The sequence below is a fragment of the Microcystis aeruginosa NIES-4325 genome (genome assembly GCF_008974145.1).
GTDB lineage: Bacteria > Cyanobacteriota > Cyanobacteriia > Cyanobacteriales > Microcystaceae > Microcystis > Microcystis aeruginosa_G.
Genome location: NZ_BJKP01000049.1, coordinates 1 through 16883, shown reverse-complemented (window position 1 = coordinate 16883; position 16883 = coordinate 1). Strand labels below are relative to the sequence as shown.

Genomic DNA, 16883 nt, shown 5'->3' with positions numbered 1-16883 from the left:
AAATTGAAAAGTTCTGGGCTAGATTGAAAAACTATGTTAGTCAGATTATCAATGATAGTGAAAACCTTGTGGATGCTGTGAGTAAAGCCTTCAGGCATCTGTCCTAACTAACTCGTTCTATGCTATACATTTATAATCCCGATAAAAATGATTTGGGCGGCTGTATTCGTCGGGAAAATCGGCTCGAAAGTCTGGAAAATCTCGATAATTGGGTCAGTCCTCGCTTGGGCATTCGTTTTCAGTTAGCCGAACCAGAGTTACTCTTGTATTATCCCGATGGTCAACCTTTCACCAGTTACAACCAAGAACGACAACGGGCCGAAACGGAACGACAACGGGCCGAAAGGTTAGCGGCAAAACTGCGGGAGTTAAATATTAATCCCGAAGAAATTTAATCATTCTTGATCGCCTTGATTGAAATCTTACTGGGGTTAGTTTTGCCCTGACTACGGTGTTAGGTGTTAATTTTTGCCCAACCGCAATTACTAACAGTAATTACTGGTTTATATGTAGTTTTTTGTCTGGATTTAGGACTAAGTTTATAGCGCACCTAAAGGAATGTAAACCCCCTCTGGTGGCTCTCTTCTTCTTTGTGTGATAAGTTTAACTTATATAGGAGCGATCAATCTTTGTGTCCTTTGTGTCTTTGTGGTTCGTTCCAGTCGCTCGCCGGCAGGACTGTATTTTAGAATACATTTTACCCACCAAACCCAAGAGAGCCAGAGTTACTATAAAGCCAACTCAGATTAAGAAGCATTGACAGCGTTTCTCAGATCGATGAGGTTCGTTCTTGCATCTAATAGCTTCTCTATTTTCCCTCAAACTGACAATTTTTAGCTTAACAGACCGCTAGATTGGCCAGGTGAGGGTAAAAGTGGTGACAGCATTGGCGCTGGTGACATCGATGGTGGCATTTAGGGGTTTAATCAGTTTGCGGACTAAAGCTAAACCTAAACCGGTGCCACTGTAGCGCCAGGGATCTTGGTGAGGAATACGATAAAAAGGGGCGAATATTTTTGATAATTCCTCTGGGGCGATTTCTACACCTGAATTGCTCACACTAATTAATATTTGCTCGTCCGCACGCCTGACATTTACCCTAATTATCCCTTGTTCTGGGGTATATTTAGAAGCATTGGTCAGTAATTCCGCTATGATGCGCTCGATAGCACACAGACTGGTGTTAATCTCCGGTATATCCCCATCTATATCTAAAATTAACTGCTGTTGTCGCTCGCGGGTGAGAGTCCGAAAAGGTTCCACTAATAAGGGTAGCCAAGAAAGTAAGTCGATTGTTTCGATCGCCGGAGGTTCGGTTTCGGCATCCAGATAGGTTAAAGTCAACAAATCATTAACTAACTTACTCTGACGTTGAGATTCAATGTTAAGAATTTGCAACAGTTGACCGATCGAATCCTGTGCATCGATCTCGATCCCTTGATATTCTAGAAGACTTTCTAGGGTTTCCACCGCTAGACGAATACTGGTAATCGGGGTTCGCAGTTCATGGGAAAGGGTTTTCAGGAATTCGCTTTTTAATCTTTCCAGTTTTTCTAATTCCCTCACTTGTGCTTGGGAAGATTCGTAAAGTCGCGCCTGGCGAATAGCGATCGCACATTCGGTGGCAATATGTTGAATCAAATTAGTTTCTAAGGAGTTAAAAATCTGATTAGCTGGTCGAATTAGCCAAAGATTGCCCAAAAAACCCTGATCGTCAAAGATAGGACAAGCGCAACGGTTAACACGACAGATTTGGGGATTGCCAAGGGGAAGATGATCGACAAATTGTAAAATTTGTTTGTGCAGCAGCGGTTGATAGATTTCAGGAAAATCGCTAATTTGACGAGTAATTCCCTGACAGATAAGCTCTTGAGTGGTATATTCGTGGACAATAGTGGCTTTGCTGCGACTGGGATCGTAAAGCTCAATTTGGGCGCGTTCTACGGGTAAAACCTGGACTAATTCTCTGGTGGTGGTTTGCAAAATATGATTTTCATCGAGACTATCGCGAATTTTTTCGGTAATCCGTCCGATTAATGCTTCATACTTCAAAGTCATCTGCAATTCGGCGGTTCTTTGTTGAACCTCCGATTCTAAGGCAGTATTCAAGCATTTTACCCGTTGGTGCAGTTCCGCTTGTTGAATGGCAATTCCCACTTGAATGGCTAATTGTTTGAGTAGATCGATTTCTTGGGATTGCCAAGAGCGAGTTTTTTGGCAATTTTGGGCAATTAGTAACCCCCAGAGTTGGTTATCGCAGATAATTGGCACCACCAGGTTAGCCTGTACTTGCAAAGAGGTCAGTAAGCTGCGATAACAGGGATCAAGTCCCGAATTATGGACATTTTCAATAACTTGAATTCTCCCGCGACGATAATTTTCCAGACGTTCTGGGGATAAATTAAAACAGGGATCCTCGATGCTGTTTCCTAAGACAGAATTAATCCTCGCAGTATGGGATTCCACCACAATCATGCCACTACGATCAGGGAATAAACGATAAATTAACACTCGATCGCAGTTGAGAAATTGTCGCACCTCTTTAACAGTTCTTTGCAAAATGCGATCGAGATCCAACGATTGCCGGATTCTTTCCTGCATTACCCCCAGTAGTTGTTCTCGTTCTGCTTGTAATCTTAAAGCTTCTTCGGCCTGTTTGCGTTCGGTGATATTGGTACTGGTTCCCACTAAACGATAGATGCACCCATTGTTATCCCGTAGGGGTGTTAAAGTCGTTAGCCACCAGTAGGGTATATTTTGAAAAGGTAAATACTGTTCGTAGGAAATAGTCGTTCCGTAACGCACACAATCACTGTAGTGTTGCCGCACACTACGCGCATCATCGGGGGGAAGGATTTGTTCGGGAGTTTTGCCTTTAATATCTGACGTTCGCAATCCTGTCCAGCGTTCATGAACAGGGTTTGCTCCCACATAGCGAAAATCTCTATTTTCCAGCACGTCCACCACAAAAATCGACGCTTGCACGGAATTAAATATACTACGCAGAAACTGCTCGGAATCCTCCTCTTTTAGCTGTTCATCTAACTCGGTATCGATTGCTGATGGCTGCTTTTCCATAAGAGCCTCCCATTATGCTAATTGGTGGATTTGGATCGACAATCACAAAATCGTTGGCTACTCCTAGAGCGATTTAACAATTTCTTTAGATTCTCGCACAAATCTTCCTATCCGCTGCCGATTCCGATATATTTCTTTGCAAAAACGAGAAAGCGACCCCAATATACTGAGATCGCTTATCAGTTATCAGTTATCAGTGACCAGTTATCAGTTATCAGGTTTAAGTTTTAAGTTAAGTAGCTAGATACAATTAATTACACATATCCAATTACTTCTTCCATGAGTGCCTATCCTCACCAAGAAGTTAATTTTGTCCTATTACTTATATGTGTTATTTTCAGCGATCACTGTTCACTGATTACTGATTACTGATCACTGAATTTAGGCTTCTTGGTTGACAAAAGGCAATAAAGCCATTAAACGGGCGCGTTTAACCGCTTCAGTTAAATCTCGCTGTTGTTTAGAAGTTAAACCGGTGATACGTCTAGGTAGAAGTTTACCGCGTTCGGTGATGAATTTGCGGAGGAGTTCGGTGTCTTTGTAGTCAATCGGTTGACTGGGGGAGATGGGAGAGAGACGTTTACGATAGTAGCTCATAGATTTGTAAAGATTGCTTGACTTTTTAACTAAAGTGTGCTTACTTAATTTCCTTGTGGACGGTGTGCTTATTGCAGTGGGGACAGTATTTCTTGATTTCCAGTCTGCCGGTGGTATTGCGACGGTTTTTGCTGGTGGTGTAGCGAGAAACGCCGGGGGTACGCTTATCGGGATTACTGCGGCATTCCGTGCATTCTACAGTGATGATCAGGCGAACGCCTTTTTTACTAGCCATAACAACAGGGGATCGGGTAAATTTACACGCAATCGATCATTATGACATATCTGGGGCTTTTTAGGCAAGAGCAGCCAGGACACCTGCGAGAAATTGTCGGCTAAAAAGTTGATTTTGAGATGAAATCCAGCACAAAAAAGCTAGAATAATCAAAGCAGTTGGCAAGGATGAGGAAAAATGACGGTAAGATTGGGTAAACCGATTTTAGTGACGGGGATAGGCATTACCATCGCTTTCACCCTGGGGGAAACTCTCAATAGTACACTGAGCGAAATCAGTTCCTGGGGTATTTTCGGTGCGATTGCTCTTGGTGCCGGTATCTGGTTTTGGCAAAAACCCAACTCGAAAATCGATTTTTCCCCCCCCACTCCCCTGAGTCTAGAAAAGGTTAAACAAGCGATTAGCAAAGCCGAGAAGATAATTAATTATCTGGCCAAAGAAGACCCCAATCAAGACTTAACCCCACTCAAAATCACTTTAACCCAATTAAATCAAGAATTTAGTCGCCAAGACCTGAAAATTGCCATTACCGGCGCTAGAAAAACTGGTAAAACTGCCTTAAAAAAACTACTAGAAAGCTGCAACTTTGGGGAATCTATCGCTTTTCTGGAAACGGAACCGCTTCTAACTCTCGACTCCACCGCTAACCAGAAAAAGGCCTTAGCAGCCGACTTAGTTTTGTATCTGATCAATGGGGATTTAAGCGATTCCGAATGGCAAATCCTCCAGCAATTCGCTCGAATGCACCAGCGTGTTATCCTGTTACTGAATAAACAGGATCGTTTACCCGCCGAAACCAGAGAAGAAATACTCCTTTCCCTGAAACAAAGACTGAAAGAAACTATTCCCGCTCATCATATTTTAGCCATAGCCGCTGCCCCTGAACCCCTAAAAGTTCGTCAACATCAAAGCAATGGAGAAATCAAGGAATGGACGGAACCTCAAACTGTGGTTATCGCTCCTTTAGATAATCATCTCCGACAAATTATCGAACAACAAAAGCCCGAATTAGTTCTCGGAACTATCTGGAGACAAGCGCTCGAATTAGCTAAGGAAACCAAACAATTACTTAATCAATCCCGACGCAAAAAGGCTTTACCTGTTATCGAACAATACCAATGGATAGCCGCTACTGCTACTTTTGCTAATCCTCTCGCAGCCCTAGATTTAGTTTTAGCGGCAGCCACTAACACTCAAATGTTAGTGGATTTAGGGGCAATTTATCAACAAAAAATGTCCCTTGAACAAGCAAAAACAGCCATGACTACCCTGGGGAAAATGATGGTACAATTGGGCATGGTAGAAGTGACAACCCAAGCATTAGGAACAATTCTCAAGGGAAATGCGATTACTTATATTGCCGGTGGTACAGTGCAGGGAATTGGTGCAGCCTATCTAACTCGTTTAGCCGGTTTAAGTTTAGTTGAATATTTCCAAGAACAGGAAATTAACGAGCAACTGAATAATGATTGGAATTGGACGAGTTTGCAGAATAAAGTTAAACAGGTCTGGGAACAAAATCAGCGCCTAGCATTTTTACAGGATTTTGTCAAGCAAACGAGCACTCGTTGGTCGGCATTCTCTGGTTAAAAAATGTGGTTAAGAACCGGGGAAAGGTAAATGCTGACGCAGTACATCCCAGCGCGAACAATCCCAATAATCGATATGAGAAATAATCAGATTATTGTCATCGAGAGTTAATTGGCTGCGTCCAGAAATAGCGATGCGGGGGCGCCAAGGTAAAGGAGTTGTCCAGTGCAATGTCCAACGGGTATTAATAATATTTCCCTGCTGTTCAATTGCGTGGACATCCATCTTAATAGCTTGGAACCATTGACTCATAAAACCAATCATTTCCCGATAGCGTTTAATCCCCCGAAATTGATTGAGAGGGTCTTTAAAATAAACGTTATCAGCATAAATGTCATAGGTTTGATCGAGGGGAAATCTTTGATAATCTTGCTGCAAAATAGCGATAATATCCATAAAATACCCAATTATTACCGATAGCTATTGACTTTTTTCACTGTTGAAAAGTCACTCTTAACTATTAAGTACCTAAGCAAAATTAGTTACACATATTTAACTACATCTTGCCCTTTGCCTCTCCTAACCAAGAAATTAGTTTTGCACCACTACTTAAAAGCTCACTCCCGTCAAACTAAAGGGACGGACTTCGGTAATTTTAACCTTAACCAATTTGCCGCGCAATTCCTCAATATTTCCCGTAAAGAAAGTTAAGCGATTGCCTCTAGTTCTTCCCATAACTTGACTAGCATCTTTAGGGTTCACTTCCTCCACTAAAATTTCCTCAATTCTGCCTAAATATCTGTGGGAACGTTCAGCCGCTTTTGTGGCCACTAGATGATTTAATCTTTGTAAGCGATCGCTTTTTACCTGCTCACTTAATTGATTATCCCAAATAGCGGCTGGAGTACCGGGACGGGGAGAATAGGCTGCCGTATTTAATTGATCAAAACCAATCTCATCAACTAATTTTAAAGTATTCTCGAACTGTGCCTCTGTTTCTCCAGGGAATCCGACAATCGCATCGGCACTAATGGCAGCATCCGGCATTAAATCGCGAATATTAGCAATAATTTGTCGGTATTTTTCCTGAGTATAGCCCCGTTTCATGGCCTTGAGGATATCATTATCCCCCGATTGAAAAGGGATATGAAAATGTTCACAAACCTTAGGTAATTCCTGACAAGCTTTAATCAAACGTTCGGTAAAATAGCGGGGGTGACTGGTGGCAAAACGGAGACGTTCAATGCCGGCCACATCGTGAATGTAGTAGAGTAAATCGGTGAAATTGTGCAAATGTCGGCCGCTTGCCGTCACTCCGGGTAAATCCCGTCCGTAGGCATCGATATTTTGACCTAAAAGGGTGATTTCTTGATAACCCTGTTGTCCTAATTGTTCCATTTCTGCTCGAATTGCCGCAGGAGTGCGAGATTGTTCCACCCCACGCACCCCCGGAACCACACAATAGGTACAGCGTTCATTACAACCATAGATGACGTTCACCCAAGCGGTAATATTACTATCCCGGCGCGGTTTGGTGATATCTTCCATGATGTGGATGGGTTCAGTGGCCACCACCTGGGAACCGTCAAAAACTTGTTGTAATAAGTCTCCCAAACGATTTGCGTGTTGGGGACCGATAATTAAATCCACTTCGGGAACCCGTCTTAATAATTGTTCCCCTTCCTGTTGGGCCACGCAGCCAGCGACAACTAAAGTAAGATCCGGTTGAGTTTGTTTGCGTTTAGCCTGTCTGCCGAGATAAGAATAAACCTTCTGTTCGGCATTATCGCGAATTGTACAGGTATTGTAGAGGATTAAATCGGCTTCGTTGGCATCCTCAGACCATTGAAACCCCAAATCTTCTAAAATACCCGCCATGCGTTCGGAGTCAGCTTTATTCATCTGACAACCAAAGGTGGTGATATGGTAACGACGTGGGGACTTATTCATGATGCTGGCTACAGAAACAAGAGTGCAGGTTTCTATTTTAGGCTATTTATTCTCTGACTTGAAAGAAGCGGTCGGCGGTGGGCAGGAGATTATTTTTATTTATTATCCCCACACCCCACACCCCACTTCCCAGAAAAAGCATACTCAGCCATACAAGCAAATAAAAACGAAACTTTTGCTTTGAGGATATCTCCTGACTGGTAGGATAAAAATAAACCATACTAGGCAGTTTAACCTCCACGCCGCCGAGGCCACACCTTTAATCATCAAAGGAAAAGTATTTATATGTCTAAAAATCAAGTGTTCGATTTCTTCGCCTTAGCCGCTAAAAATGAAGAATTGGGTCAAAAAATGCGCTCAACCCAAGATCCTCAGCAATTACTAGAGATAGCTCGCTCCCAAGGCTTCGATTTCTCCCGTCCGGAATTAGAAGCAGCACTCAAATCCTTGCACGAGAGTCCTGACTTTTTCCAAAAGTTAGCTCATGCAGTCTTAGAAGTTTTCAGTCCTAACCACGATAATTATCCCTCGATCGGTGTCCAACCCTACGAAGGTGAGATCGATCGCTAGAATCAGTGATCGGTGATCAGTTACCAGTGATCAGAGGTGAGTTTTCCTTTCACTGTTTACTGATCACTGAAAAAGGCTCCCTCACTCCCCAATTCATAAGGGAGCAGCCCACTAAGCATTTCGCATCTAAGTATAATTGCTTATGGCATAATTGGGATGATGCCAATTGATAATTCATAATTCCTAATTTATAATTTATAATTCCCAGAACTCCCGAAAAGGCTTGCCGTCTAAGCATTTCGCATCTAAGTACAATTGCTTATGGCATAATTGGGATGCTGCCAATTGATAATTCATAATTTATAATTCCCACTCCCCTCACCCCACTCCCCACTCCCAGCCGTATATAGTATAAAAAAATTATAAAAAAGCCGAAATCAGGGAAAAATAGGCTTTTATCTGCCAGTAAATCCGGCAGAGACAATCGAGCTGCCAAGAGAGAAGTTAAAGCGGAAATACAGTCAGAGCAAAGGTTTTAACCGTAAATCTCTTGAGAATTGCTGAGGCTGATGAGCGAAGTCAAGGAATGATTAACTTTCGTTAACCTGAAGATGAGAAATAATCATAATGTTTTATATTGTCAAAGGTGTCATAGTTTCCTATGCTTTTTTTAGGTTGATAATTTTGCCTGACTCGTCAAATTTTTACCAACCAGCCCTAGAAAATAAAATTAGTGGATGAAACCGGTCACGATCGAGATAAAATTCAGGATGGTCTTACCCACCTTGCCACGATCCCGACCGCCACCAAAGCTAGAGCAGGAAAAGTAACAAGGAAAGAATTTGACTGAAACAAAGTTGATAACGCTAACGAAATTAATAGTTTAGTTTGGCTTGACAAGCGAGGAACAAAAAAATGCCAATTGCAGTAGGAATGATTGAAACCCTAGGATTTCCCGCCGTTGTGGAAGCGGCCGATGCCATGGTCAAGGCCGCCAGGGTGACTCTAGTGGGTTACGAAAAGATCGGTAGTGGTCGCGTCACTGTCATTGTCCGGGGGGACGTTTCAGAAGTGCAAGCTTCTGTGGCTGCCGGAGTGGAAAACGCCAACCGGGTTAACGGAGGACAAGTGCTATCTACCCATATCATCGCTCGTCCCCACGAAAACCTCGAATATGTGCTGCCCATTCGCTACACCGAAGAAGTAGAGCAATTCCGCAGCTATTAAACACCGTTAATCGGGGTCAGCATCTATAGAGTCGAAGAAAGCCAACCATTAGGAGACAAAAATATTATGTCAATTGCAGTGGGCATGGTGGAAACCTTGGGTTTCCCAGCCGTCGTCGAGGCGGCTGATGCCATGGTAAAAGCCGCCCGCGTAACCCTAGTAGGTTACGAAAAAATTGGTAGTGGTCGCGTCACCGTCATCGTCCGGGGAGACGTTTCGGAAGTACAGGCCTCCGTATCGGCGGGGACAGAAGCGGCATCTAATCGTGTTAAAGGTGGTCAAGTCCTCTCGACCCACATCATCGCCCGTCCCCACGAAAACCTCGAATACGTTCTTCCCATTCGTTATACAGAAGCCGTGGAACAGTTTCGTGAAAGTGTTAACCCGCAACCTTTAAGACGAATCTAGAGCGCAACTAACTTTTAGTGTAAACAAATTCCATGCAAATTGCCAAAGTTTGCGGAACCGTCGTTAGCACCCTGAAACCTCGCAGTATGACGGGAGTGAAACTTCTGCTTTTGCAATTCATCGACGCTCAAGGGCAACTTTTGCCTAAATACGAAGTAGCGGGTGATATTGTCGGAGCGGGAATTAACGAATGGGTGCTAGTGTCCCGGGGAGGAGCAGCTCGGATCGAAGACGGGCAGAACAATCGCCCCCTTGACGCAATGGTGGTGGGGATTATTGACACTATAACCGTAGAAAATCGCACCCTCTACAGCAAGAGAGACGAATTTCGTCAATCCGGTTAAACATCGATAGAACCCAAACACAGTTAATTAACAACCAGCCAGCCAAATTCAGTATGGAGGAAGACTAACTATGGTCGTCCGCACAACGGCGGCTAGTCCGAAAAAGCGGACGAAATCCCCAGAGGAAACGCACCTAGACCAGAGTGCCAAAGTTCACACCTTCTCTAACCTCAGTGGCACTATCGAGATCGGGGCGCGAGTGGTGATCGCTCCGGGGACTTCCATCCGCGCTGATGAAGGAACCCCCTTTCACATTGGCGACGACAGCAAAATTCAGGACGGAGCAATCATCCACGGTTTAGAAAAAAGCCGTGTGGTGGGAGATGACAGCCGAGAATATTCGGTGTGGATCGGCCGGGGCAGCTGCATCACCCACATGGCACTCATTCACGGGCCAGCCTATGTGGGCGATCGCTGTTTTATCGGTTTTCGCTCCACCGTCTTTAATGCCCGCATCGGGGCCGATTGCATCGTCATGATGCACGCCCTCGTTCAAGACGTGGAAATCCCCGCCGGTAAATTCGTGCCATCCGGTTCCGTGATCACCAGCCAACAGCAGGCCGATCGCTTACCCGATGTCACAGAAATCGATCGAGCCTTCACTCGTCACATTGTCGATATCGACCTCGCCCCCAGCGTCCCGGTCAAAGCCCACAGTCCAGCGACTCCGCCACCGGCAGCCGCTATAAACATCCCTAATGAGACGCTATATAGAAATTCGGTGACACCTATGAGTTTAAATACAAACATTCGAGCGCAGGTTCGCTCCCTCCTCTCCCAAGGCTACAAGATCGGCATCGAATACGCTGACAAACGCCGCTTTAAAACCAGTTCTTGGTTAAGTGCCGGCTTTATCGACGGCGGCCGCGAAGAACAGGTATCCCAATCCCTAGAAGCCTCCCTGAGAGACCTGCAAGGCGAATACGTCCGCCTGATCGGAGTCGATCCCGCCGCTAAACGGCGCATACTGGAAATGATTATCCAGCGCCCCGAAGACACACCGGGAGAACCGGCCCGCACCACCACCGCCGTCCACGGCGGTCATGGCAACGGTAACGGCCATTCCGACCTGTCGGTACAAGTGCGTTCCCTGCTGGCCCAAGGGCTGAAAATCGCCACCGAACACGCGGATAAACGCCGGTTTAAAACCAGTTCTTGGTTAACCGGACCTGCGATCGAAACCAAGGGCGAAGCGGGCATCATTCGCGATATTGAAGCGATCGTGGCTGAAAATAGCGATGAGTACGTCCGCCTGATCGGGATCGACCCGCACGCGAAAAAACGCGTCGTCGAAATGATTATTCACCGCCCCGGCAGCGCCCCCGCTAGTAACGGCAGCGGCAAAGCCAGCAGCTACAGCAGCCCCGCTAGTAACGGAGCCAGTTATAGCAGCAGTGGTAGCTTAAGTGGAGAAACGATCGCTCAAATTCGTTCCCTGCTCGCCCAAGGCTACAAAATCGGCACCGAACACGCCGATAAACGCCGGTTTAAAACCAGTTCTTGGCAGAGTTGCGCTCCGATCGAAAGCAATCGCGAATCTGATGTAATTACTGCCTTGGAAGATTGTTTACGGGAACATAGCGGCGAATACGTCCGCTTACTCGGTATCGATGCTAAAGCCAAAAAACGGGTTTTAGAAACGGTGATCCAGCGTCCCGATGGTTCGGTGGCTAGTAATGGCAACGGTAAAACCGCCACCGTTGCTGAACCGAGTTTCAAAAGCTATGCTTCCGGTTCCTCCGGCGGCGGTACTGCCACTTTAACCAGTACCTTAACCGCGGAAACGATCGCTCAAATTCGTTCTTTATTGAACCAAGGTCACAAAATTGGGGTCGAACACGCGGATAAACGTCGTTTTAAAACCAGTTCTTGGCAAAGCTGCACCCCCATCGATAGCAGTCGCGAATCCGATGTGGTGGCCGCTTTAGAAACCTGTCTGCGCGACCATCAAGGGGAATACGTCCGTCTGATCGGGATTGACTCCCAAGCAAAACGTCGTGTTCTCGAATCGATTATTCAACGCCCTTAATTTCAGGACTCGGCGATCGGTGAACGGAGATAGGTGTTAGGTGTTGGTGGATCGGGAAAAATACCTGAAACTCTAACCCCTACCCCCTAACCCCTGATCACTGATCACTGATCACTGAGTAACTGTCAATTATGTCCTTACCCCCTGTTCAACCTATTAGCCGCTCGGAATTCTATGTCAATGGTGATGTAACCATTGATGAGAGTGCGATCGTGGCTGCGGGGGTGATTCTCCGAGCAGCCCCCAATAGCCAAATAATTATCGGTGCGGGTGCTTGCCTGGGTATGGGAACGATTTTAACCGCCTATCAGGGTGTTATTGCTATCGGTGCAGGGGCAATTTTAGGTACAGGAGTTCTAATAGTCGGTCAGGGTGAAATCGGTGAAAATGCCTGTATCGGGTCAACCACAACGATTTTTAATGCTTCCGTGGCAGCGATGTCGATCGTGCCGTCTGGTTCCCTGATCGGAGATACTTCCCGTCAAATTACCATCGAGGTGTCAGCGACCCCATCGGAACCGGAAAGACCCCCTTTACCGGAACCGCAACCCGTAGTCAGTCAAGTGTCCCCAGTGCCGTCCGTGGAGGAAGTGGTCTCCGAAACCGTGGCCAGTCCTTGGGATGGCGAGGAAATGGTCGCCGAGGCCAGTCCCGCGGAAACCAGAGAACAAGCATCTACTACTAACCGACCGAATCAAGCATCGGTGGTCGGAAAGGTCTATATCAATCAGTTATTGGTCACGCTATTTCCAGAACGTCATCGTTTTAATGGCAACAATAACCATAATTCTTGAAGGGGAAAATAATCGTTCACAAGCCAAAAATTTCCACAATAATTACTGAGTAATTAGACCTAATTTATCTAGAGTTCACTGCTGTCTAACTGTCCTCTAGGTACTGGGTATAATTGCTTAGAAATCCCAGTAATATTTAGCGATTGCCGACATTTTTTGAGGTTGTAATTATTGATAATCTTCCTCAATTAAAGAGTAGTTTTAATCGCTCAAAGCCTGATGAGCAGAAGTTTCTGTGTGTCAATCAGGTAAATTTTTGTTGATTTTTTTGTGTTTTTGTAGAGATTGTCAAAGTTAGATGACGACAGATTAAAGAAACTAATCCCCCCGAGAAAAAAAAACAATCAAAATTTTAGGGATAGAGAAAAAAAATGATCAGAATAGGATAAAGTTCGTGTTAAGATGATCAGTTGAAAAAAACATTAGTGAAAATTGCTCCCTAACTTCGCTCCTAGCAGCAGGGGAAAGGAGCTTAAGAAAAATCTATGTCGGTTGACGGCGAGATTTTACAGGTGCGACTAATCATGCAGTTTATGGAGGAATAATCCCAATGGTGCAAGCCAAATCCAAAGGTTTCCAGGCCGGCGTAAAAGACTACCGCCTTACCTACTACACCCCCGACTACACCCCCAAAGATACCGATCTACTAGCTTGCTTCCGGGTAACACCCCAACCCGGAGTTCCTCCTGAAGAAGCAGGTGCGGCGGTAGCGGCGGAATCTTCCACAGGTACCTGGACCACCGTTTGGACAGATAACTTAACCGACCTCGATCGCTATAAAGGCCGTTGTTATGATATCGAACCCGTACCCAACGAAGATAACCAGTTCTTCTGTTTCGTTGCCTATCCTTTAGATCTATTTGAAGAAGGTTCCGTCACCAACATCCTCACCTCGATCGTTGGTAACGTTTTCGGTTTCAAAGCTCTACGCGGTCTCCGCTTAGAAGATATCCGTTTCCCCGTCGCTTTAATCAAAACCTTCCAAGGTCCTCCCCACGGTATCACCGTTGAACGGGACAAATTAAACAAATACGGTCGCCCCCTACTCGGTTGCACCATCAAACCCAAACTCGGCCTTTCCGCTAAAAACTACGGTCGTGCCGTTTATGAATGTCTCCGCGGTGGTTTAGACTTCACCAAAGACGACGAAAATATTAACTCTCAACCCTTCATGCGTTGGCGCGATCGTTTCCTCTTTGTCCAAGAGGCGATCGTTAAATCCCAAGCAGAAACCAACGAAGTTAAAGGACATTACTTAAACGTAACCGCTCCTACCTGCGAGCAGATGATGCAACGGGCTGAATTCGCCGCCGAAATCAAAACCCCCATCATCATGCACGACTACCTCACCGGTGGTTTCACCGCTAACACCACCCTGGCGAAATTCTGCCGCGACAAAGGGTTACTGCTCCACATTCACCGGGCAATGCACGCGGTTATCGACCGTCAGAAAAATCATGGTATCCACTTCCGCGTTTTAGCTAAGTGCTTACGTCTCTCTGGTGGTGATCACCTGCACTCGGGAACCGTTGTCGGTAAACTCGAAGGTGAACGCGGGATCACGATGGGTTTTGTTGACCTGATGCGTGAAGACTATGTAGAAGAAGATCGCGCTCGTGGTATTTTCTTCACCCAAGACTACGCTTCCTTACCCGGGGTAATGCCGGTGGCTTCCGGTGGTATCCACGTTTGGCATATGCCCGCGCTGGTGGAAATCTTCGGTGACGATTCCTGCTTACAGTTCGGTGGTGGAACCCTCGGCCACCCCTGGGGTAACGCACCGGGTGCCACCGCTAACCGTGTGGCTCTGGAAGCTTGTATCCAAGCTCGTAACGAAGGACGCTCCTTGGCCCGCGAAGGTAACGACGTTATCCGGGAAGCTTGCCGTTGGAGTCCTGAACTGGCTGCCGCTTGCGAACTCTGGAAAGAAATCAAATTCGAGTTCGAGGCTATGGATACCCTCTAATACAGCCCTTCAGAAGGTTGTTAGCAGTTATCGGTGGAAAATAATGCCGGGGACTTGCCCAAAATCGGCAAGCAGTCGCTAGAATTTCAACACTGATAACTGCCTAGCCAATAACTGAAAACTGTATAAAATGTATCCGAAAAAAGTTGTTCAAGATACTGCGAAAGTCTTACAAAGTTACCTAACTTACCAAGCGGTTCGCACGATTATCGATCAATTGTCAGAAACTAATCCCACTTTAGCTATTTGGCTGAGTCACTATACTTCTAGCCATTCCATTCAGGATGGCGAGGCCTATATTGCGGGGTTAATGACTGAGAATAAAGAGTTAGTTTTGCGGATCATGACGGTAAGAGAACATCTAGCCGAACAGGTTTTAGAGTTCTTGCCAGAGATGGTAAAAACGGGAATTATTAATGACAATACCGAACATCGTCGGCAACTTTTGGAACGTCTCACCCGTACTGCTATAAGTCAACCAGAGACATCGGAATTAAATCTCGATGTTGATGATCTACCCAACCCATAAGGAATCAAGAAACCCATGAAAACTTTACCTAAAGAGAAGCGTTACGAAACTCTTTCCTACTTGCCCCCCCTCACCGATCAACAAATTGCTAAACAAATTCAATACATGATCGATCAGGGTTATATTCCTGCTGTGGAATTTGAAAAAGATCCCAAACCCGCAGATTATCATTGGACGATGTGGAAACTGCCTTTATTCTCTGTTTCTGGCCCCCAAGAAGTTCTTAATGAAGTTCGCGAGTGCCGCACCGAGTATTCTGATTGCTACATCCGCGTTATCGCTTTTGACAACATCAAACAATGTCAAACCATGAGCTTTATTGTCCATAAACCCAATGCCGGCCGCTACTAATTTGGTTGTCATCTAATTATTAACTATTGAGGGGGGTTCTTAAACCTCCCTTTTTTTTGATAGAAAACGGTTTTCTTGAAGAAACCCGTTTTCTACTCATGCACTGATGCAAAAAGGGGAATAAATAATCAGTCTTTAATAACCAGATTTAGTATCAGACAGATTTAGGTGTTGGCTGTTGGGTTTCGCTTTCCCTGAGAATTTAGAGGTTTTCCTTAACATATTTATTCGCTCAACCCAACCTACGAAACTCACCCCCCTAATTCCCGTAAAATCTGCATCACTTGTTCATAAGCAGCCATATTATTCTGTTGGCGGAATAATATGGCTGCTTGTTGTAGATCAATTTTTGCTTTTTCGGTTTGTCGTAATATGGCATATAAAAGACCACGACCTAAGTAAGCCTCAGCCAAATTAGGATTAATTTCAATGGCTTTGCTGTGGTCAGCTAAAGCTAATTCGTATTTTTCTTGGTAAAAGTAAAGAATCCCCCGAATTTGGTAAGCCTCAACATAATTATGATTAATGTCAATAGCTTTGTTGAGGTCAGCTAAAGCTAATTCATATTTTTTTTGGTCATAGTAAAGAAGCCCCCGATTTAAATAAGCCTGAGCCAAATTAGGATTAATGTCAATAGCTTTGGTGTAGTCAGAGAGGGCTAAATCGTATTTCTGCAAGTCAGAGTAAAGATTCCCTCGATTGTAGTAAGCCTCAGCATAACTACGATTAATGTCAATGGCTTTGCTGTAGTCAGAGAGGGCTAAATCGTATTTCTGCAAGTTTTTGTAAAGATTCCCTCGATTGTAGTAAGCCATAGCAAAATTACGATTAAGTTCAATAGCTTTGTCGTAGTCAGCTAAAGCTAATTCGTATTTTTCTTGGAGACGGTAAAGAATCCCCCGATTGTTGTAAGCCATAGCAAAATTAGGATTAAGTTCAATGGCTTTGTTCCAGTCAGCTAATGCTAAATCGTATTTTTTTTGGTAATAGTAAAGAATCCCCCGATTGCCATACCAAGCAGCACGGGGAGCGAGATTAATTGCCTGAGTAATCGCCGCTAATCCCTCATCATAGCGTTTTAAACAATATAATACTGCCCATTTTTCCTGATAGTAATTAGGGTTATTGGGAACCAGAGAAATCGCCTGATTAATCACCGTTAAGGCTTGCTCATAATTTTCTAAAGAGCGATAAACTACACTTTGCCGTTGTAAAATACTACTGTGAAACTTCTTTAAATCTTCCCCTTTAGGTAAGGTATTAATCGCTTGTTGCAAAGCTTCTATAGATGTTTGATATTTACGTAACTGACCTAACGCGAATCCCTTCCCATAC

The 16883-nt window shown here is 44.9% G+C and carries 17 protein-coding genes and 1 pseudogene; 12 read left to right on the top strand and 6 right to left on the bottom strand.

Annotated features, from left to right (window positions below; genetic code table 11):
• Positions 1 to 125: 125 nt before the first annotated feature.
• Positions 126 to 395: pseudogene (locus MiAbW_RS17690) on the top strand (hypothetical protein); the annotation flags it as partial.
• Positions 396 to 849: 454 nt separating this feature from the next.
• Here the strand turns inward: MiAbW_RS17690 and MiAbW_RS17685 are convergent.
• From MiAbW_RS17685 to rpmG, 3 genes are all read right to left on the bottom strand, one after another.
• Complete coding sequence (locus MiAbW_RS17685; RefSeq protein ID WP_151697171.1) at positions 850 to 3078, bottom strand: sensor histidine kinase; 2229 nt, start codon at positions 3076 to 3078, stop codon at positions 850 to 852.
• 381 nt (positions 3079 to 3459) lie between these two features.
• The gene (rpsR, locus tag MiAbW_RS17680; protein WP_002732313.1) at positions 3460 to 3675 is read right to left on the bottom strand and encodes a 30S ribosomal protein S18; all 216 of its coding nucleotides are present in this window, start codon (positions 3673 to 3675) and stop codon (positions 3460 to 3462) included.
• A 40-nt stretch (positions 3676 to 3715) separates the two neighbouring features.
• Positions 3716 to 3910, bottom strand: a complete 195-nt coding sequence (gene rpmG, locus MiAbW_RS17675) for a 50S ribosomal protein L33 (protein WP_002734724.1) — start codon at positions 3908 to 3910, stop codon at positions 3716 to 3718.
• A 177-nt stretch (positions 3911 to 4087) separates the two neighbouring features.
• Here rpmG and MiAbW_RS17670 point away from each other — a divergent pair, with 177 nt between their 5' ends.
• Positions 4088 to 5500, top strand: coding sequence for a slr1306 family protein (locus MiAbW_RS17670; protein WP_151697170.1), 1413 nt, complete (start codon positions 4088 to 4090; stop codon positions 5498 to 5500).
• A 9-nt stretch (positions 5501 to 5509) separates the two neighbouring features.
• Here MiAbW_RS17670 and MiAbW_RS17665 read toward each other — a convergent pair whose 3' ends face one another.
• On the bottom strand, positions 5510 to 5896 hold the full coding sequence (locus MiAbW_RS17665) for a DUF2358 domain-containing protein (RefSeq protein WP_151697169.1): 387 nt from the start codon (positions 5894 to 5896) through the stop codon (positions 5510 to 5512).
• Between the two features lie 153 nt (positions 5897 to 6049).
• A complete protein-coding gene (miaB, locus tag MiAbW_RS17660; protein ID WP_151697168.1) occupies positions 6050 to 7390 on the bottom strand; it encodes a tRNA (N6-isopentenyl adenosine(37)-C2)-methylthiotransferase MiaB in 1341 nt (446 codons plus the stop codon).
• On the opposite strand from miaB, the gene MiAbW_RS17655 reads away from it, so the two are divergent.
• The 10 genes from MiAbW_RS17655 (at position 7389) to MiAbW_RS17610 (ending at position 15548) form a co-directional block, all read left to right on the top strand.
• Positions 7389 to 7574, top strand: coding sequence for a hypothetical protein (locus MiAbW_RS17655; RefSeq protein WP_194163188.1), 186 nt, complete (start codon positions 7389 to 7391; stop codon positions 7572 to 7574). The two genes, miaB and MiAbW_RS17655, sit on opposite strands and share 2 nt — an antisense overlap.
• A gap of 101 nt (positions 7575 to 7675) precedes the next feature.
• Entirely contained in the window at positions 7676 to 7960 is a 285-nt protein-coding gene (locus tag MiAbW_RS17650) for a Nif11-like leader peptide family natural product precursor (protein WP_002741693.1), read from the top strand.
• A gap of 855 nt (positions 7961 to 8815) precedes the next feature.
• Complete coding sequence (locus MiAbW_RS17645) at positions 8816 to 9127, top strand: carbon dioxide-concentrating mechanism protein CcmK (protein WP_002734613.1); 312 nt, start codon at positions 8816 to 8818, stop codon at positions 9125 to 9127.
• Positions 9128 to 9193: 66 nt separating this feature from the next.
• Positions 9194 to 9535 carry a carbon dioxide-concentrating mechanism protein CcmK gene (locus MiAbW_RS17640; RefSeq protein ID WP_002733426.1) on the top strand — a complete coding sequence of 114 codons (342 nt, stop codon included), beginning with the start codon at positions 9194 to 9196 and terminating at the stop codon, positions 9533 to 9535.
• 32 nt (positions 9536 to 9567) lie between these two features.
• Positions 9568 to 9879 (top strand): EutN/CcmL family microcompartment protein, encoded by a 312-nt coding sequence (locus MiAbW_RS17635; RefSeq protein WP_002741688.1) that lies wholly within the window; start codon positions 9568 to 9570, stop codon positions 9877 to 9879.
• Positions 9880 to 9949: 70 nt separating this feature from the next.
• Positions 9950 to 11908: a ribulose bisphosphate carboxylase small subunit gene (locus tag MiAbW_RS17630; protein WP_151697167.1), complete on the top strand. Its 1959-nt coding sequence runs from the start codon at positions 9950 to 9952 to the stop codon at positions 11906 to 11908.
• A 131-nt stretch (positions 11909 to 12039) separates the two neighbouring features.
• The gene (locus MiAbW_RS17625; RefSeq protein ID WP_151697166.1) at positions 12040 to 12702 is read left to right on the top strand and encodes a carbon dioxide concentrating mechanism protein; all 663 of its coding nucleotides are present in this window, start codon (positions 12040 to 12042) and stop codon (positions 12700 to 12702) included.
• A 550-nt stretch (positions 12703 to 13252) separates the two neighbouring features.
• On the top strand, positions 13253 to 14668 hold the full coding sequence (locus MiAbW_RS17620; protein ID WP_002753365.1) for a form I ribulose bisphosphate carboxylase large subunit: 1416 nt from the start codon (positions 13253 to 13255) through the stop codon (positions 14666 to 14668).
• 130 nt (positions 14669 to 14798) lie between these two features.
• Entirely contained in the window at positions 14799 to 15197 is a 399-nt protein-coding gene (rcbX, locus tag MiAbW_RS17615; RefSeq protein ID WP_002732424.1) for a RuBisCO chaperone RbcX, read from the top strand.
• Between the two features lie 15 nt (positions 15198 to 15212).
• Positions 15213 to 15548 (top strand): ribulose bisphosphate carboxylase small subunit, encoded by a 336-nt coding sequence (locus MiAbW_RS17610; protein WP_002741682.1) that lies wholly within the window; start codon positions 15213 to 15215, stop codon positions 15546 to 15548.
• Positions 15549 to 15799: 251 nt separating this feature from the next.
• On the opposite strand, the gene MiAbW_RS17605 is transcribed toward MiAbW_RS17610, so the two are convergent.
• Positions 15800 to 16883 (bottom strand): tetratricopeptide repeat protein (locus tag MiAbW_RS17605; RefSeq protein ID WP_151697165.1); only part of this gene is annotated, 1084 nt, incomplete at its 5' end.